Below are 17954 nucleotides of genomic sequence, written 5' to 3' on the forward strand. Positions count from 1 at the left end.
TACCTGCTGTAACCCGAACTCAACCGTTATCCCAGAATCTCCTTGACCACCGGACCGATGGCTTCAAAGGCCTGCGGGGAGATAATGTCGACGTGGGCGCAGTTCTGGCTGAACACCTCCAGCTCGCCCACCCATGGGCCCCATACAACCTGCGGATCCATCCCCGCCTGCCGCGTCTTCTCCGCCACGAACAGCGTCGCCTTGCCGTCAAACTTCGCGCTGTGCGCGGTGGTTAACAGCCGTACCGCATCGGCATAGTTGGCTTCGATGGCGCAGAACAGCTCGCCGGAGGCTTGCCCCTGCTGGGCGGCAAGAAACGTTTCGCGCTCGCGGGCAATCTCCGCCAGCACAGCCGGATCCAGCCCGTTAGCCTCTTTCTCCGCCCAGTTTTGCGTCTCCGGCGGCCAGGTATCCAGCAGGCCGAGGAAGGCCACCGCTTCGCCGCGCTGGCGCAAGCGGGCGGCAATGCCCTGGGCTAAGGTGCCGCCCAGCGAATACCCGAACAGGTAATAAGGGCCGTGCGGCTGCTGCGCCAACAGCGTTTGCAGATGATGCTCGCAGACCTCGTCGAGGCTGGCGGCGCTGGCCATCGGCCCCTGCGGGCGCGGCGACTGAATACCGGTAATCGACCAGCGCGGGCTGAGATAGCGCGCCAGCACGCTGAACTGCCAGGCGAAGCCGGAGGCCGGATGGAAGCAGAACAGCGTCGGACCGTCGCTCTCGCGCAGCGGCAGAAGCGTATCCAGTCCCAAGCGCTGAGCCTGCTCATCGCTGAGATCGGCCGCCAGCAGCGCGCTCAGTTTGCCCACTGTCGAGGCCACCATCACCTGCCCCGGGGTCACCTGTCGCGCCAGCTGGCGGCTAAGCTGTGCCGCCAGGCGCATCGCCAGCAGCGAATGGCCGCCGAGGGCAAAGAAATCAGCGTCGATATCATTCACCTCGCAGCCCAGCAGCTGACTGAAGGCGGCGGCGACAAGAGTTTCCATGCCGGGCTCCGGCGGCCGGCCGCTGCGCTCGCCGCCGAGGGTCGGCAGCGGCAGCGCTTTGCGATCCAGTTTGCCATTAGCGCTGAGCGGTAGGTCAGCGAGCTGCATCAGCACCACCGGCACCATATGCGGCGGCAGCTGTTCCGCCAGCCGCGCTTTCAGCGCCGCGGTATCCAGCGGCAGGCCGGAGTCAGAGACCAGATAGCCCACCAGCTGCCGGGCATCGCCGCCGGTCGCCGCCGCCTGGTTGAAGACGCAGGCGTGACTCACCGCCTGCGCCACGTCCGGCAGGGCCGACATCGCCCGGTCAATCTCGCCAAGCTCGATGCGCTGCCCGCGGATCTTCAGCTGATCGTCGCTGCGGCCAAGATACTCCACCGCGCCGTTCGCCAGCCAGCGCGCCACGTCGCCGGTACGATACATCCGCTCGCCGGGGGCAAACGGGTCGGCGATAAAGCGACTGGCGGTGAGGTCCGGACGCCCCAGGTAGCCCTGCGCCAGCTGAATGCCGGTGAGATAAAGATCCCCCGCCACCCCCGGCGGCACCGGGCGCATCGCGGCATCCAGAATGCGCAGCCCGGTGTTCCATACCGGCCAGCCAATCGGCACGCTGCTGCCGGTCACCGCCGCCAGCTCAGGCCCGCAGGCCGGATACCAGCTGACGTCCACCGCCGCTTCCGTCGGGCCGTACAGGTTATGCAGCGGCGCGCCGGTCAAGCGCTCCCACTCGCGGCACAATTCCGTCGGCAGCGCTTCGCCGCTGCAGAATACCCGCCGCAGCGTGCGGCAGGCGGCGACGCTGTCGGCATCCAGCGAGGCGACAAACGCCGCCAGCATCGACGGCACAAAGTGGGTGGTGGTCACGCCGTAGCGGGCGAAGAACTGCTGCATCGCCTGCGGGTCGCGGTGCGCCTCCGGCTCGGCCATCACCAGCCGCGCGCCGGCGATAAACGGCCACCAGAACTCCCACACCGAAACGTCAAAACTGCACGGTGTTTTCTGCGCCACCACGTCGTCGGCAGATAACGGATAGCGATCCTGCATCCACAGCAGGCGGTTGACGATGGCGGTCTGGCCGACCATCACCCCTTTCGGCCGTCCGGTGGAGCCCGAGGTAAAGATGATGTAGGCGGTATGGTCCGGTTTTGACAGCGCCAGCGGCGCGTCATCCGCAACGGCCAGCGGCTGCTGGTAGCAGAGGCTCTCCAGCCCGGGGATATCGCTGAAGCGGGCCAGCTGATCCTCCGAGGCGATCAGCAGCGACGGCCGGGCGTCTTCCAGCATCATCCGCAGACGGTCGTCCGGGTAGCCGGTGTCCAGCGGCAGCCAGGCGGCCCCCGCTTCGACAATGCCGTGCAGCGCCAGGGTCAGGAACACCGAGCGCGGCAGGGCCACCGCCACGCTGTCGCCCGGCTTCACGCCGCGTTGACGCAGCAGCTGCGCGAGCGCCACCACCTGCTGACGCATCTCGCGATAGCTGAACTGCCAGTTTGCATCCGCCAGCGCTGGGGCATCAGGAGTCTTCCGCGCCTGGTCGGCCACCAGCGCGCTGAGGGTGGTGGCAGGCAGCGGCATAGCGGTATCGTTGACCGCCGCCAGCCGGGTCAGCTCGTCGGCGGAGAGCATCTCCGCGTCGCCGCAGCGCAGCGTCGGATCGGCGGCAAACTGCGCCAGCAGCGCGGTCAGTCGCGCCATGTGGCGACGCAGCTCGGCTTCATCATACCGGGCCTTGTTGGCGAGGATCTCCAGCGACAGGCCGCCGGTCTCATCGGGGAACAGCGCCAGCTCAAGATCGTTGACCGGGCCGGTGGCGAGAGTATGGGTCACCGCCTCGACGCCGTCGATATCCAGTTGGTAATCAAAGAGTTTGACGTTCAGCACCGGGCCAAACAGCGGTTCGTCCCCTGCCGCTTTGCCGCTGTCGCGGACGATCTGCTCGGCGTCATAGCGCTGATGGCGGCGCATCTTTTTCAGCTGAGCGGCGAGGCGCATCGCCAGGTCCGCCAGCGTCTCCTGGGCGTCAATATGCACCGCCAGAGGCAGGACATTGAGCACCGGCCCCGTCGAGGTCAGCGCCGCTGAGCCCATCCGGCGCATAAAGATAAAGCCCGCCGCGTAGTCCATCCGGTTGCACAGGCGGCCCAGCCACAGCGTGGTGAGCGCCAGCGCCAGATCAGCAGGCTGACACTGCGGCACATGGCTGGCCAGGCGGCGGAAGGCGTCGGCGTTCATCTCCAGCTTCATCCGCCAGATATCGCTCCCGGCGGCGCGTCCGCCCAGCGGCGCGGCAGAGAGTGAGGCGGGAGCCGGTAACGCCTGACGCTGGGCCTGCCAGAAAGCTTTATCCCGCTGCCAGGCCTCGCTGCCGGCGTAGCGCTGGTACTCGTCCACCACCTCGGCGAAGGAGGTGAAAGGCGACTCAGGAGTGGCTTCCCCGCGCTGCCAGGCGCGGTAGATGGCGGCGATCTGCCGGGTTATCGCCGGGAAGCTAAAGCCATCCACCAGCAAATGGTGATAACGCTGATACCAGTACCAGCGGTCGTCGCCGACGCGCAGCAGCTGATGGCACACCAGCGGGTTACCGCCGTCGACGCGCAGATCCTGCGCCAGATCTGCCTGCATCCGCTCCGTGGCGGCACGATGCGGATCCGGCGTCGTACGCAGGTCAATGATGGGCGGTTCGGCAAAGGTGCGCTCCGCCGCTACCCACTGCCAGACTTCCCCCTCCTGTTCCTCAAAGCGCAGGCTGAGGGTGTCTGCCTGCTGCAGACCGGCGACAATCGCCTTACCCAGCAGCGCCGGGTCGAGCGCGCCCCGCAGTTCAACATAGTGGGCCACGCTCCAGGCGCCTGGCAGAGTGGAGAGGCGCTCGGCCATCCAGATCCCCGGCTGCGCGGCAACCAGCGGTAAACGAGTGGTCATTGTCAGCTCCTTATGCCGCATGATGGGCGGGGGTCAGTGTCGGCCAGTTGGCCGCCAGCCAGGCGTTGCAGGCCTCGGCCGACTGCGGGGGGCACACTACCGTCCATCCGGCAGGCAGCGCGCAGTGCCCCGGCCACAGGCTGTACTGCTGCTGATCATTGCGCAGAATGTAAAACTGCCCTTGCGGATTGTCGAAGGGGTTACTGAATTGCATATCAAACTCCTGTCGTAAAGCGCTGTGCTAAGGGGGCGACAGCAGAGGCTGCCAGAGCTGGATAAGCCCTGCCGTCAGCCCGCCTCGCCAGCAGAGCGCATCATGCCCGCCGTCAACCTGACGCCAGAAAATTGTCTGCTGCGTGGTGGTGAGTTGCGCCAGCAGCGCCTGGTTGGCGCGAAAAATAATCGGTTCACGCTGGCCCGCCTCCAGCCAGATGCGCAGCCCGGCCGCGGACGCCTCGCCCTGGCGCAGACGTTCGCCGATAAAGCCCTCCCCGCGGCCATCGCGATGCGGCCACCAGTAGGAGCCTGACTGGCTGAGCACGCAGCCAAATCGCTGCGGCCAGTTGAGGGCGGCGAACATCGCCGCCAGGCCGCCGAAGCTTTGCCCGGCCACCACCGTCCGATCCGGGCGGTCGCTGAACGGGGCATGGCCGCGGACCAGGGGCAGGAGCTCCTCCTGCACCGCCAGCCAGAAATCGCGATGACAGGGCAGCTCAACCCCGCGGCGCTGGTTATCGATCGCGTCGATCAGCAGGTAGACCGCCGGCGGCAGTCTCCCCTCGCGGGTCAGCGCGGCCAGTGGCGACCACACCGGCATGCTTTCGGCCCAGAACTGGCCGTCAAGCAGGATCGCCAGCGGCCGTGTTTGCGGATCGACGGCCTCGCCGGGGGTGTAGATCCAGACCCGGCGATGGTTGCCCAGACGCGCGCTGCGCCACTCAAGGCAACGAGCGGGAGGATGCGCTGCATTAAGCTGGTCCCAGCCGGGCTGCGCCGGCGCCTGCGGCATCTCCAGAGCCGAGACCCCATGGCCGCGTCCGCCCCGCCAGCTGTGCGGGTTCAGCGGATCGGCTATCGCCCGCGGCAGCAGTTTGCGCCAGCCTTCGCGCAGCAGCGCGCGGTCCGGCTTATCAGCGCTGAACACCTCAGGGGAAAAATCATCGTCACGGTCGGAAGGAATAAAGCAGTAGCTGCCGCGCCAGGTCGGCGACAGCGTGGTTCGCCAGCACCAGGCGTCGGTCCCGGGCAGACGTTGCAGCGATTGCGGCCGCGCATTTTGATGGTGGTCGGTCACGCCGGTGATATAGAGCCATACCCGACGGCGTGGAGAACGCGTTTCATCCCCTGCCGGATCCCGCCACCAGAACGTCACCTCGATGGCGTCATCCACCGCCCGGGACTGCGGACCCTGCAGGGTTCGCCACCACTCCTCGCTTCCTGTCGTTAACATTCTGTCATTAACCCTATGTATCGCGTGACTTTTTTAATTAATTGTCATTCTTTATTGATAATATTATTGATAACTATTTGCATTTGCAATAGCGTATTAGCGCGCCGTGGGAAGCGCGTCTTTCACAACACATGTCGAAGAGAGCTTATTCAGCTAGCGACGGAGTGCCTTTGCCCTCTTCCGGCAACATTTATGCCGCCTCCCCTCCCGGTGGGAAGGGGCGTTTGGGGAACGTGGCGACAAAAAAGCAGGAATAACAATGAATAACAGGATCAAATCCCTGGCCTTGCTGGTCAATCTGGGAATTTACGGGGTTGCTTTTCCGTTAAGCGCAGCGGAAACCGCCACCGACGATAAAAACAGCGCCGCGGAAGAGACCATGGTGGTCACCGCCGCCGAGCAGAACCTGCAGGCGCCGGGCGTCTCCACCATCACCGCCGATGAGATCCGCAAGCGTCCGCCGGCGCGCGACGTCTCGGAGATCATTCGCACCATGCCGGGGGTCAACCTGACCGGCAACTCCACCAGCGGCCAGCGCGGCAATAACCGCCAGATTGATATCCGCGGCATGGGCCCGGAAAACACCCTGATCCTGATCGACGGCAAGCCGGTCACCAGCCGCAACTCTGTGCGTCTCGGCTGGCGCGGCGAGCGCGACACCCGCGGCGACACCAGCTGGGTGCCGCCGGAGATGATCGAACGCATCGAAGTGATTCGCGGCCCGGCCGCCGCCCGCTACGGTAACGGCGCCGCCGGCGGCGTGGTGAATATCATCACCAAAAAAACCGGCGATGAGTGGCACGGCTCCTGGAACACCTATATGAACGCCCCGGAGCACAAAGACGAAGGCTCCACCAAGCGCACCAACTTCAGCCTCAGCGGCCCGCTGGGCGGCGATTTCAGCTTCCGCCTGTTCGGTAACCTCGACAAAACGCAGGCCGACGCCTGGGACATCAACCAGGGTCATCAGTCCGAACGCACCGGGATCTATGCCGACACCCTGCCGGCCGGGCGCGAAGGGGTAAAAAATAAAAACATCGATGGTCTGGTGCGCTGGGAATTCGCTCCGATGCAGTCGCTGGAGTTTGAGGCCGGCTACAGCCGCCAGGGGAACCTCTATGCCGGCGACACTCAGAACACCAACTCCAACGACCTGGTGAAAGAGAACTACGGCAAAGAGACCAACCGTTTGTACCGCAACACCTACTCGGTCACCTGGAACGGCGCCTGGGACAACGGCGTGACCACCAGCAACTGGGCGCAGTACGAACGCACCCGCAACTCGCGCAAAGGCGAAGGTCTGGCCGGGGGTACCGAGGGGATCTTCAACAGCAACCAGTTCACCGATATCGATCTGGCGGATGTGATGCTGCACAGCGAAGTCAGCATCCCGTTCGACTATCTGGTTAATCAGAACCTGACGCTGGGCAGCGAGTGGAACCAGCAGCGGATGAAGGATAATGCCTCCAACACCCAGGCGCTGTCGGGAGGAGAAATTCCGGGCTACGACAGCACCGGCCGCAGCCCGTACTCGCAGGCGGAGATCTTCTCCCTGTTCGCTGAGAACAACATGGAGCTGACCGACACCACCATGCTGACCCCGGCGCTGCGTTTCGATCACCACAGCATCGTCGGCAACAACTGGAGTCCGTCCCTTAACCTGTCCCAAGGGCTGTGGGACGACTTCACGCTGAAGATGGGCATCGCCCGCGCCTATAAAGCGCCGAGCCTGTATCAGACCAACCCGAACTACATTCTCTACAGCAAAGGCCAGGGCTGCTACGCCAGCAAAGACGGCTGCTATCTGCAGGGGAATGAAGATTTAAAAGCCGAGACCAGCATCAACAAAGAGATTGGCCTTGAGTTTAAACGCGACGGCTGGCTGGCGGGCGTGACCTGGTTCCGCAACGATTACCGCAACAAGATTGAGGCAGGCTATGCTCCGGTCTATCAAAACGGTAAAGGTACCGATCTCTACCAGTGGGAAAACGTGCCGAAAGCGGTAGTGGAAGGCCTGGAAGGCACGCTCAACGTCCCGGTGAGCGAGACCGTCAACTGGACCAACAACATCACCTATATGCTGCAGAGTAAGAACAAAGAGACCGGCGATCGTCTGTCGATTATCCCGGAATACACGCTAAACTCCACGCTGAGCTGGCAGGTACGCGATGATGTTTCGCTGCAATCGACCTTTACCTGGTACGGCAAACAGGAGCCGAAGAAGTACAACTATAAGGGTCAACCGGTTACCGGCAGCGAGAAGAACGAGGTCAGCCCCTACAGCATCCTCGGCCTGAGCGCGACCTGGGACGTCACCAAATACGTTAGTCTGACCGGCGGCGTGGATAACGTCTTCGACAAGCGCCACTGGCGCGCGGGCAACGCCCAGACCACCGGGGGTGCCACCGGCACGATGTACGGCGCCGGCGCCGAGACCTACAACGAATCGGGCCGCACCTGGTACCTGAGCGTCAACACCCACTTCTGATAGCGGGTTCTCCCTGCCCCGCCCTTGCAAGACAAAGGGCGGGGACAACCACGGTATTCTTGCCCTATGCGCATCCATCACGCCACCCTGCCGCTGGCCGGCTATACGCTGCAGCAGATCGATTTCGACCCGGCGACTTTCCAGCCTGAAGATCTGTTGTGGCTGCCCTACCACGCCAGCCTGAGCGGCTGGGGCCGCAAGCGGCAGGCGGAGCACCTGGCCGGGCGCATCGCCGCGGTGTACGCCCTGCGCGAGGTCGGGGAAAAACAGCCTCCCGCCATCGGCGATCGGCGCGAGCCGCTGTGGCCCGCGCCCTGGTTCGGCAGCATCAGCCACTGCGGCCAGCGCGCGCTGGCGGTAGTGACTGACCGGCCGGTGGGGGTCGATATCGAGCGCCGGTTTACGCCACCGCTGGCGGCGGAGCTGGAGAGCAGCATTATCAACGAGGTGGAAAAAAAGGTGCTGTTACACAGCGGCCTGCCCTTCCCGCTGGCGCTGACGCTGGCGTTTTCGGCGAAAGAGAGTGGGTTTAAGGCGACGCCGACGGCAAGCCAGCGCGCGCTGGGGTTCGACGACTTTCAGATCGTGGAGGTAACGGCAAGCACCGTAGCGCTGCGGTTTGCGGGGCAATGCTATCCGCTGCACTGGACCGCGTCGGAGGAGCAGGTCATCACGCTTTGCGCATTGCAGCAGTAAACGCCCGCGCGCTTCACGCGACGGGCGTTCAGGCCATCAGCCCCTGTTTTGCACCCGGGCGACGATGGCGGCGGCATCAAACCCGTGGTACTGGCGCATCCAGCCGCGATCGGCGGCGGCGGCGTACTCCCCGTCCGGGATCCCCAAGCGCTGTAGAGTAATGCCCACGCCTGCTTCCGCCAGCACCTCCGCCACCAGGCTGCCCAGACCGCCGTTGACGTTATGCTCTTCCACGGTGATCACCGAGCCGCACGGCCGAAGCGCCGCCAGCAGCGCCGCGGTATCGCAGGGGCGGATCGACGGCACGCTGACCACTTTCGCCTGAACGCCGAGGTCGGCAAGCCGCTGCGCTGCCTCCACCACCTCATGCACCGTCGAACCGGTGGCCACCAGCGCGACGTCCTCGCCTTCGCGCAGGGTCAGCACGGCGCCGGGAACAAAGCGATACGACTCGTCAAGCAGCTCCGGCAGCGCCTTGCCATCGAGGCGAATATAGACCGGGCCCTGATAAGCAAGGGCATAGTCGATAATCTGCCGACATTCGCGCGGCGTGGAGGGGGCGAAGATCTGGATATTGCCGAAGCCGCGCATCACCGCCAGATCGTCAATCGCATGGTGGGTGCTGGCCAGCGGACCGTAGCTGGCCCCGGCGTTAAGGCCAAATAGCTTCACGTTGGTGTTGTTGTAACAGACATCCACTTTGATTTGCTCATTAGCCCGCGAAATGAGAAACGGCGCGGCGTTACAGGTCACCGCCACTTTGCCGCCCAGCGCCAGACCAGCGGCGGTGCCGACCATACTCTGCTCAGCGATGCCGACGTTCACCAGCCGGCCGGGAAACTGCTTAATAAAGGGGGCGATTTTGGCCGTCGACGTGGAGTCGGCCACCACCGGCACCAGATCGACACCGCTTTCCACGGCGGCGATAAAGGCCTCGACCATGACGTTAGCCAGGTGTTCTGCATTACTCATCTTTCAGTTCCTCCAGCGCCAGAGCGATCTCTTCACCTTTCGGCACCCGGTGGTGCCACTCCGGGCGCCCCTGGATAAAGGAGATCCCCGCGCCTTTCGTGGTGTTGGCAATAATGACGTTTGGTTTACCCTTCTGCTGCAGCCCCTCGATGGCCGCGACCACCGAGGCCATGTCGTTCCCCTGGCATTCGCTGACCGCCATGCCGAAGGCGCGCCATTTGTCGGCCAGCGGATCGGTATTCATGATTTCGCGCGTCGGCCCGGCCAGCTGGAGATTGTTCTTATCATTAATAATGACCAGGTTATCCAGACCGTAATGCGCCGCTGCCAGAGCGGCTTCCCAGTTGCTGCCTTCCGCCAGTTCGCCGTCGCCAGTGATCAAAAAAATGCGGCGGGTGCTGTTGCTTTTCTTCGCGGCCAGCGCCAGCCCCACCGCAACAGGCAAACCGTGGCCCAGCGCGCCGGTGTTCAGCTCAATACCCGGCGTTTTCTGCCGCACCGGGTGGCCCGGGAGATGAGAATTAGCATGCTGGTAGGTCTCCAGCCACTCGACCGGGAAGAAGCCGGCCTCCGCCAGGACGCAGTAGTAGCAGCCCACCGCGTGGCCTTTCGACTGGATATAGATATCGCGCTGCGGGTCGTCGAGCCGATCCGGTGCGACGTTAAGGACGCGGAAATAGAGTGCGGTTAACAATTCGACCTGCGAGAGGTCGGCCCCGGTGTGGCCGCCGGCCGGACTATTGGCGTTTAAGCGCACAATGTGGCGCCGCACCGCGCGGGCTTTACGCTCCAGCGTCTGAATATCAAATCTGTAGGGATTCATTTCACACCTCTGAATTTATTTTCAGCATGGAATATTTATTCCAGCAAGAACTAAAAAAACCAGATATCCCTATGCCGGGTGGTAAGCCTTCTGCCACAGCGCCCTACTCAGGAACATTCTGCCTCCCGCTCCGGACTTAGCCCGGAGAAACACGTTGACTTGAAATCGCCTTGAATATATATTCAATGATGATTCTTTATTCGATTATGACCTGGCTGTTTTGTTTTTGTCCATAGTCGATTTTGAGGATTGGCAAAAGTTAGATGCCTGTCACACTTAAGTGTGATTTTTTTTCGCGTATGATAGAAGCCTCTATACCCTAAATAAAATGGCTGTCGCTAAGCGTCTGAACACAGGCGATAAATGATTTTCGAGGATTAATATGGCTAAGCAGGATGAACAACGGCTATTGGTTAAGATTGCCACGCTTTACTACCTGGAAGGACGAAAGCAGTCTGATATCGCCCAACTTCTCTCGCTCTCACAGTCATTTGTCTCCCGCGCCATTACCCGCTGCCAGAAAGAGGGCGTCGTCAAAATCAGCGTCGTACAGCCGTCAAACATTTTTCTGAAGCTCGAAAAAGGGCTTGAGGATCGCTACGGTCTTAAGCAGGCCGTGGTGGTGGATACCGAGGAAGAGGCCAGCGATCACACCATTAAGCGGGCGATTGGCTCCGCCGCCGCCCACTACCTGGAAACCCGTCTACGGCCAAAAGATCTGATTGGCGTCTCCTCCTGGAGCTCAACCATTCGCGCGATGGTCGATGAAGTTCATGCGCAGAACCTGAAGGCCAGCGGCGTGATCCAGCTGCTCGGCGGCGTCGGGCCCAACGGTAACGTGCAGGCGACGATTCTTACCCAGACCCTCGCCCAGCGCCTGAACTGCGACGCCTGGCTGCTGCCGTCGCAGAGCATTGAGGGATCCATGGAGGAGCGCAACCGACTGCTGGCCAGCAAGGACGTCGCGGACGTAGTGTCGCGCTTTGACGAGGTGGATATCGCCATCGTCGGCATCGGCATTCTCGAACCCTCCCAGCTGCTGAAAACCTCCGGGAACTACTATCACGAAGATATGCTGCAGGTGCTGGCGGCGCGCGGCGCGGTGGGCGATATCTGCTTGCACTACTACGACAAAAACGGCCATCCGGTGTTACGCGATGATGAAGATCCGGTGATCGGCATGGCGCTGGAGAAGGTCAAAAAATGCCCGAACGTGGTCGCGCTGGCCGGCGGCACTGACAAAGTCGCGGCCATCAAAGGCGCCCTCACCGGCGGCTACATTGACGTTTTAATCACCGATTATCCTACCGCCCGCATGCTGGTCAGCGACTAACCTGCCGCGCTGTTTTTCCTCTCTGCCGCCCTGACGCGCTTTTTTAGCCTCAGGGCTGCCTCAGTTATTGCATTCAAATTCAATCAGTTAATCTACCACCCCAGCCGCCTGCCACCGCTTTCGCCGATCGGCGAAATGTGATTGCCAGCACAATTGATGATTTTTCCGGTAGCCCGTCACCGGGTTTGTGGCTTAAGGTATCAAATAAATAATCACTATCGAATATATATTCAGTGATTAAGAAGATGATAACGAAATGTCACATCATGGCCTGCGTAAACGCATGAGACGGTGGAAGATATCCCGTCTCCGCTGTTCCAGGACACCGGGTGACCGAGGAGAGCACGATGCAGGCGACAGCAAAAGAGTTCATCATCGCCCTGGATGAAGGCACCACCAACGCCAAAGCGGTGGTGCTGGATAGCCGGGGCAAGGTTATCGTCAAATTCTCGCAGCCGCTGGCGCTCCAAACGCCGCGCGACGGCTGGGTGGAGCAGTCGGGCGAGGCGCTGGTGGCCGCCTCGCTGGCGGTGATCGCCAGCGCGGTGGCCCACGTCGGCGCGGAAAACGTCGCCGCGCTGGCCATCAGCAACCAGCGGGAAACCGCCATCGGCTGGTATCGCGACAGCGGCGAACCGATTAACGCAGCCATTACCTGGCAATGCACCCGCAGCGCCGCGTTCTGCGACACGCTGCGTCACGATCGTCAGGAACAGCGTATTAAACAGGCCACCGGCCTGCCGATCGCCCCGCTATTCTCGGCCTCCAAAATGCGCTGGTTGCTGGATGCGACTGCCGATGGCCGCCTGCGCGCCGAACGCGGCGAGATTTGCCTCGGCACTATCGACAGCTGGCTGCTGTGGAATCTGACCGCCGGAGAAGCCTTCTGCTGCGACTACTCCAATGCCGCCCGCACCCAGTTGTTGAATCTGCACCGCGGCGAGTGGGACGACGAGATGCTGGCGCTATTCGGTATTCCGCGCGCGGCGTTGCCGGACATTAAACCGTCGAGCGGCCTCTTCGGCCATACCAAAGGGCTGGCCGCTATTCCAGACGGTATTCCCATTATGGCGATGATCGGCGACTCCCACGCGGCGCTGTTCGGCCACGCGCTCGGCGAAGCGGGCTGCGTGAAAGCCACCTACGGCACCGGCTCATCGGTGATGGCGCCGGTCAAATCGGCGCAGTGCGATATCGAGGCGCTGGCGACCACTGTCGCCTGGCACGATGGCGATCAGCTGGTGTGGGGGCTGGAAGGTAATATTCCCCACACCGGCGATGCCGTCGCCTGGATGGCGGACAGCACCGGTCTGAGCGAGCTCTCTGCCGCCGAGCTGGCCCATGAGCTGAACACCCTTCCCGCCTCCGTCGACTCGACCCTCGGGGTGTACTTCGTGCCGGCGCTGACCGGTCTCGGCGCCCCCTGGTGGGACGATAGCGCCCGCGGCGTGATCTGCGGCCTGAGTCGCGGGGTGAAACGCGCGCATCTGATCCGTGCGGCGCTGGAGTCCATCACCTATCAGATTGCCGACGTGGTGGTGGCGATGCGTCAGCATGAGGAGTTCACCCTGACGGCGCTGATGGTGGACGGCGGGCCGACCAACAATGACTGGCTGATGCAATACCAGGCCGATCTGCTCGGCTGCCCGGTGATGCGCAGCGACGTGCCGGAGCTGTCCGCCATCGGCGCGGCGTTGCTTGCGCGTAAAGCGCTCCATCCCGGGTCGACCGCCGACCTGCAGGCCTTCTTAACCGAACACAGCGCCTTTCAGCCCGACATGGCCCGCCACCAGCGCTTGCAAACGCGCTGGCAGGAGTGGCGCCATGCGGTCGACCGAACATTATGGAAACCGGACTCGCCAGCCTGAACGCCAGACTGCGCGACGACACGCATTCACTTATCACAGGAGAAACCCGGCCCATAACGATATCGCTATCCCCGAATGTATTCAGGGGAAATTTCAGACCGTAAAAGCCTGCCCGCTCAGGGGCTCATTTGTTCGAATATAAAAATACAGGAACAGAGTCATGAAATTACGTATAACCCTTTTAACCGCTGCTACCCTGACCGCCTTCTCCTTTGCCGCGCACGCCGCGGAGAAAGGCACCATTATGATCATGGTCAACTCGCTGGATAACCCGTATTACGCCTCGGAAGCCAAAGGCGCCAGCGAAAAAGCCCAGGCGCTCGGCTATAAAACCACCGTGCTGTCCCATGGCGAAGATGTCAAAAAGCAGAATGAGCTTATCGACACCGCCATTGGTAAAAAGGTGCAGGGCATTATTCTTGATAACGCCGACTCCACCGCCAGCGTCGCCGCCATTGAAAAGGCCAAAAAAGCCGGCATTCCGGTGGTCTTAATTAACCGTGAAATTCCGGTTGATGATGTGGCGCTGGAACAAATTACCCACAATAACTTCCAGGCCGGCTCCGAGGTCGCCAACGTCTTCGTCGAGAAGATGGCGGAGAAAGGCAAATACGCCGAGCTGACCTGCAACCTCGCCGATAATAACTGCGTCACCCGTTCTAAATCTTTCCATCAGGTCATTGACCAGTATCCGGATATGGTCAGCGTGGCGAAACAGGATGCCAAAGGCACCCTGATCGACGGCAAGCGCATCATGGACAGCATTCTGCAGGCTCACCCGGACGTGAAAGGCGTGATCTGCGGCAACGGGCCGGTCGCCCTCGGCGCGATTGCAGCGCTGAAAGCGGCCAACCGTAGCGATGTGATCGTCGTCGGCATCGACGGCAGCAACGATGAGCGCGACGCCGTGAAAGCCGGCACCCTGCAGGCGACCGTGATGCTGCAAGCGCAGGCCATCGCCGCTCAGGGCGTCACCGATCTGGATAATTACCTGCAAAAAGGCGAAAAGCCGGCCAAACAGCGCGTGATGTTCCGCGGCATTCTGATTACCCAGGATAACGCCGATAAAGTCCAGGATTTCAACATTAAGTCCTGAGTTCGGGTGGTTGCGCCCCCGCGGGGGCGCAGAGGAGAGCATTATGTTTAAGAAAACCTGTCTGACGCTAGCCGTACTGGCGCTTGGGGGCTGTCGCATCGTCTCGCAGCAGGAGCTGGCAGATCTGAAATCGCCGCCCAACCCGCATATGGCGAACATGGATAAAACCTGGCAGCAGAGCATCGTACCCCAGGTGGTGGCGAAAGCGCGCCCGGCGGCGGAACTGATGAGCGCGCTCAAGGCGGCAAAAGATATCGATAGCGCCTGCAAAGCCCTTGGCTACCGCGCGCAGGACGAAAACCCCTGCATCTTCTACGTCAAGGTTTCAGGTACTGTCAGCAAGCTCGATACCGCCTCGCGCAGCGGCAAGATGACCCTGTCCGACGCCAGCGTCGGCAATGTGACGGTGCAAATTGGCCCCACCCTGCGCGGCACCCAGCTGCGCGACGGCTACAGCGGCGCCAGCTATCAGGACTTTAACGACCAGGTGCTGTTCGGCGAGTACAGCAAGAATATCAACAGCCAGGCGGTCAAAATGATTCAGACCGCCAACCTCAAAACCGGCGACAGCGTGGACGTGTACGGCGTCTTCTCGGCGTGGGATATTCCGCCAACCCTCCCGGAAATTACCCCGGCGAAAATCGTTCACGCGGGGGGGCAATAATATGGCGCCGCACGATCTCGTCGCTCCCCAGCCCGTTGAGTCTGAAGTGATTATCGAAACTCGCGGCCTGTCGCGCGTCTATCCCGGCGTGACCGCCCTGGATAATGTCAATTACCGGGTCTATCGAAATAAGGTCAACGTGCTGATCGGAGAAAATGGTGCGGGTAAATCCACCATGATGAAAATGCTTGCCGGTGTGGAAACGCCCTCCTCCGGGCAAATTATTCTCGATGGCGAGGCGGTGACTTTAAACTCTACCCATCAGGCAGAGAAATTCGGCATCAGCATTATTTTCCAGGAACTGAATTTATTTCCCAATATGAATGTGATGGACAACATCTTCATGGCAAATGAATTCTTTCAGAAAGGACGCATCAACGAAAAATATCAGTACGCGCTGGCCAAATCGCTGCTGGAGCGACTGGAGCTGGATGTCGATCCCTACACCCCGCTGGGCGAACTCGGTATCGGCCACCAGCAATTAGTCGAGATTGCCCGCGCGCTGTCGAAAGACACCCGGGTGCTGATCATGGACGAACCCACCTCGGCGCTGAGCCAGTCTGAGGTGAAAGTGCTGTTCAAGGTGATCGCGCAGCTTAAGCGCCGCGGCGTGACCATTATCTATATCTCGCATCGCCTCGAAGAGCTGATGGAGATCGGCGACCACATCACCATTTTCCGCGACGGCCGCTTTATCAGCGAGCGTCACGTCAGCGACGCCAGCGTGCCGTGGATCATCGAGCAGATGGTCGGCGATAAGAAAAAACATTTCGATTATCAACCGGCGCCAAAAGGCAACGCGGTGCTTGACGTCAAGGGACTGACCGCGCTGCATCCCAGCGGCGGCTACAAGCTCAATGACGTCACCTTCACCCTCAGCAAAGGCGAAGTGATCGGTATTTACGGCCTGCTGGGGGCCGGACGCACCGAGCTGTTCAAAGGCCTGGTAGGCCTGATGCCCTGCCAGCGCGGCGAGGTGCACCTCAATGGCGAAAGCATCGGCAAAGCACGCTTTCAGCAGCGTCTGAAAAAAGGGCTGGCGCTGGTGCCGGAGGACCGCCAGGGCGAAGGCGTGGTGCAGATGATGTCGATTCAGGCCAACATGACGCTCTCTGATTTCAGCCTGCAGGGTTTTCGCCGCGCCTGGCGCTGGTTGAATCCGCAAAAAGAAGAGACCTGCGTGAAAGCGATGATCCAGCAGCTGGCGATCAAGGTCAGCGACGCCAATTTGCCCATCACCTCGCTGAGCGGCGGCAATCAACAAAAAGTGGTGCTGGGTAAAGCGCTGATGACCCAGCCGCAGGTGGTGTTCCTCGACGAACCGACGCGCGGCATCGACGTCGGTGCGAAAACCGACGTCTATCACCTGATCGGCAAAATGGCCCAGCAGGGGCTGGCGGTGATGTTTTCATCTTCTGAACTGGATGAGGTGATGGCCCTGGCCGACCGCATCCTGGTGATGGCCGATGGCCGCATTACCGCCGATCTACCGCGCCATGCGGTGACCCGCGAACAGTTAATCGCGGCTTCAACACCTCAAGATTAATCAGGCTGGAATCCATCATGAACCAGAAATATATGATTTATATGTACCTGCTGAAGGCCCGCACCTTTATCGCCCTGCTGCTGGTGATCGCATTCTTCAGCGTGATGGTACCCAACTTCCTGACCGCCTCTAACCTGCTGATCATGACCCAGCACGTGGCGATCACCGGTCTGCTGGCCATCGGCATGACGCTGGTCATTCTCACCGGCGGCATTGATTTGTCCGTCGGCGCGGTGGCGGGGATCTGCGGCATGGTGGCAGGCGCGCTGCTGACCAACGGCCTGCCGCTGTGGAACGGCGACATCCTCTTCTTTAACGTCCCGGAAGTGATCCTCTGCGTGGCGATCTTCGGCGTGCTGGTCGGTCTGGTCAACGGCGCGGTGATCACCCGCTTCGGCGTGGCGCCGTTTATCTGCACCTTAGGCATGATGTACGTCGCCCGCGGCTCCGCGCTGCTGTTTAACGACGGGAGCACCTACCCGAATCTCAACGGCATGGAAGCGCTGGGCAACACCGGTTTCGCCACCCTCGGCTCCGGCACCCTGCTCGGCGTCTATCTGCCCATCTGGCTGATGATCGGCTTCCTGGTGCTGGGCTACTGGCTGACCACCAAAACGCCGCTTGGCCGCTACATCTACGCCATCGGCGGCAACGAGTCCGCCGCCCGCCTCGCCGGCGTGCCGATTGTGAAAGCGAAAATATTCGTCTATGCCTTCTCCGGCCTGTGCGCGGCCTTTGTCGGCCTGATCGTCGCATCACAGCTGCAAACCGCGCACCCGATGACCGGCAACATGTTTGAGATGGACGCCATCGGCGCCACCGTGCTCGGCGGCACTGCGCTGGCCGGCGGCCGTGGTCGGGTAACCGGCTCGATTATCGGCGCCTTCGTCATCGTCTTCCTTGCCGACGGCATGGTGATGATGGGCGTCAGCGATTTCTGGCAAATGGTGATTAAAGGCGTGGTGATCGTCACCGCCGTGGTCGTCGACCAGTTCCAGCAGAAGCTGCAGAGCAAGGTCATCCTGATGCGTCGCCATGAGGAGAAACTGGCCGCCATCCCCCCCAACGGCGCCACCTCCAGCTAACCGGCAACGATTCATATCTTCCGCC

The 17954-nt window shown here is 61.7% G+C and carries 13 protein-coding genes; 8 read left to right on the forward strand and 5 right to left on the reverse strand.

The window, feature by feature from the left end; all coding sequences use genetic code 11:
- Positions 1-26 precede the first annotated feature (26 nt).
- The 3 genes from entF to fes are packed head-to-tail and all read right to left on the reverse strand — an operon-like array spanning position 27 to position 5358.
- Complete coding sequence (gene entF, locus ACQUTI_RS11230; protein WP_428923266.1) at positions 27-3908, reverse strand: enterobactin non-ribosomal peptide synthetase EntF; 3882 nt, start codon at positions 3906-3908, stop codon at positions 27-29.
- Between the two features lie 10 nt (positions 3909-3918).
- The gene (locus ACQUTI_RS11235) at positions 3919-4122 is read right to left on the reverse strand and encodes an MbtH family protein (protein ID WP_428923267.1); all 204 of its coding nucleotides are present in this window, start codon (positions 4120-4122) and stop codon (positions 3919-3921) included.
- A gap of 27 nt (positions 4123-4149) precedes the next feature.
- Positions 4150-5358 carry an enterochelin esterase gene (fes, locus tag ACQUTI_RS11240; RefSeq protein WP_048294363.1) on the reverse strand — a complete coding sequence of 403 codons (1209 nt, stop codon included), beginning with the start codon at positions 5356-5358 and terminating at the stop codon, positions 4150-4152.
- A 259-nt stretch (positions 5359-5617) separates the two neighbouring features.
- Between fes and fepA the strand changes: the two genes are divergently transcribed.
- Positions 5618-7846, forward strand: a complete 2229-nt coding sequence (gene fepA, locus ACQUTI_RS11245; RefSeq protein WP_017899050.1) for a siderophore enterobactin receptor FepA — start codon at positions 5618-5620, stop codon at positions 7844-7846.
- A gap of 66 nt (positions 7847-7912) precedes the next feature.
- Complete coding sequence (entD, locus tag ACQUTI_RS11250; protein WP_065878907.1) at positions 7913-8542, forward strand: enterobactin synthase subunit EntD; 630 nt, start codon at positions 7913-7915, stop codon at positions 8540-8542.
- A 36-nt stretch (positions 8543-8578) separates the two neighbouring features.
- Here entD and ACQUTI_RS11255 read toward each other — a convergent pair whose 3' ends face one another.
- Together ACQUTI_RS11255 and ACQUTI_RS11260 are read right to left on the reverse strand one after the other, a co-directional pair.
- Positions 8579-9514, reverse strand: coding sequence for a transketolase family protein (locus ACQUTI_RS11255; RefSeq protein WP_064189901.1), 936 nt, complete (start codon positions 9512-9514; stop codon positions 8579-8581).
- The gene (locus ACQUTI_RS11260; protein WP_017899047.1) at positions 9507-10337 is read right to left on the reverse strand and encodes a transketolase; all 831 of its coding nucleotides are present in this window, start codon (positions 10335-10337) and stop codon (positions 9507-9509) included. The genes ACQUTI_RS11255 and ACQUTI_RS11260 overlap by 8 nt, the downstream gene beginning before the upstream one ends.
- 382 nt (positions 10338-10719) lie before the next feature.
- On the opposite strand from ACQUTI_RS11260, the gene ACQUTI_RS11265 reads away from it, so the two are divergent.
- From ACQUTI_RS11265 to ACQUTI_RS11290, 6 genes are all read left to right on the forward strand, one after another.
- On the forward strand, positions 10720-11670 hold the full coding sequence (locus ACQUTI_RS11265) for a sugar-binding transcriptional regulator (protein WP_002893602.1): 951 nt from the start codon (positions 10720-10722) through the stop codon (positions 11668-11670).
- Between the two features lie 347 nt (positions 11671-12017).
- A complete protein-coding gene (locus tag ACQUTI_RS11270; RefSeq protein ID WP_023319934.1) occupies positions 12018-13538 on the forward strand; it encodes an FGGY family carbohydrate kinase in 1521 nt (506 codons plus the stop codon).
- Positions 13539-13698: 160 nt separating this feature from the next.
- Positions 13699-14634 (forward strand): D-ribose ABC transporter substrate-binding protein, encoded by a 936-nt coding sequence (locus ACQUTI_RS11275; protein WP_004176926.1) that lies wholly within the window; start codon positions 13699-13701, stop codon positions 14632-14634.
- Positions 14635-14677: 43 nt separating this feature from the next.
- Complete coding sequence (locus tag ACQUTI_RS11280; protein WP_043521717.1) at positions 14678-15298, forward strand: DUF2291 family protein; 621 nt, start codon at positions 14678-14680, stop codon at positions 15296-15298.
- Between the two features lies 1 nt (position 15299).
- On the forward strand, positions 15300-16844 hold the full coding sequence (locus tag ACQUTI_RS11285; RefSeq protein WP_017899044.1) for a sugar ABC transporter ATP-binding protein: 1545 nt from the start codon (positions 15300-15302) through the stop codon (positions 16842-16844).
- A 17-nt stretch (positions 16845-16861) separates the two neighbouring features.
- On the forward strand, positions 16862-17929 hold the full coding sequence (locus ACQUTI_RS11290) for an ABC transporter permease (RefSeq protein ID WP_002893591.1): 1068 nt from the start codon (positions 16862-16864) through the stop codon (positions 17927-17929).
- Positions 17930-17954 lie beyond the last annotated feature (25 nt).

Source organism: Klebsiella sp. 7-CIP_Kleb. (assembly GCF_050378655.1).
Taxonomy (GTDB): domain Bacteria; phylum Pseudomonadota; class Gammaproteobacteria; order Enterobacterales; family Enterobacteriaceae; genus Klebsiella; species Klebsiella quasipneumoniae.

Coding starts and splice junctions, on each gene's coding strand:
- fes (WP_048294363.1), bottom strand. CDS start 5,358: ATGTTAACGACAGGAAGCGAGGAGTGGTGGCGAACCCTGCAGGGTCCG.
- ACQUTI_RS11260 (WP_017899047.1), bottom strand. CDS start 10,337: ATGAATCCCTACAGATTTGATATTCAGACGCTGGAGCGTAAAGCCCGC.
- entF (WP_428923266.1), bottom strand. CDS start 3,908: ATGACCACTCGTTTACCGCTGGTTGCCGCGCAGCCGGGGATCTGGATG.
- ACQUTI_RS11280 (WP_043521717.1), top strand. CDS start 14,678: ATGTTTAAGAAAACCTGTCTGACGCTAGCCGTACTGGCGCTTGGGGGC.
- ACQUTI_RS11275 (WP_004176926.1), top strand. CDS start 13,699: ATGAAATTACGTATAACCCTTTTAACCGCTGCTACCCTGACCGCCTTC.
- ACQUTI_RS11255 (WP_064189901.1), bottom strand. CDS start 9,514: ATGAGTAATGCAGAACACCTGGCTAACGTCATGGTCGAGGCCTTTATC.
- fepA (WP_017899050.1), top strand. CDS start 5,618: ATGAATAACAGGATCAAATCCCTGGCCTTGCTGGTCAATCTGGGAATT.
- ACQUTI_RS11235 (WP_428923267.1), bottom strand. CDS start 4,122: ATGCAATTCAGTAACCCCTTCGACAATCCGCAAGGGCAGTTTTACATT.
- entD (WP_065878907.1), top strand. CDS start 7,913: ATGCGCATCCATCACGCCACCCTGCCGCTGGCCGGCTATACGCTGCAG.
- ACQUTI_RS11265 (WP_002893602.1), top strand. CDS start 10,720: ATGGCTAAGCAGGATGAACAACGGCTATTGGTTAAGATTGCCACGCTT.
- ACQUTI_RS11290 (WP_002893591.1), top strand. CDS start 16,862: ATGAACCAGAAATATATGATTTATATGTACCTGCTGAAGGCCCGCACC.
- ACQUTI_RS11270 (WP_023319934.1), top strand. CDS start 12,018: ATGCAGGCGACAGCAAAAGAGTTCATCATCGCCCTGGATGAAGGCACC.
- ACQUTI_RS11285 (WP_017899044.1), top strand. CDS start 15,300: ATGGCGCCGCACGATCTCGTCGCTCCCCAGCCCGTTGAGTCTGAAGTG.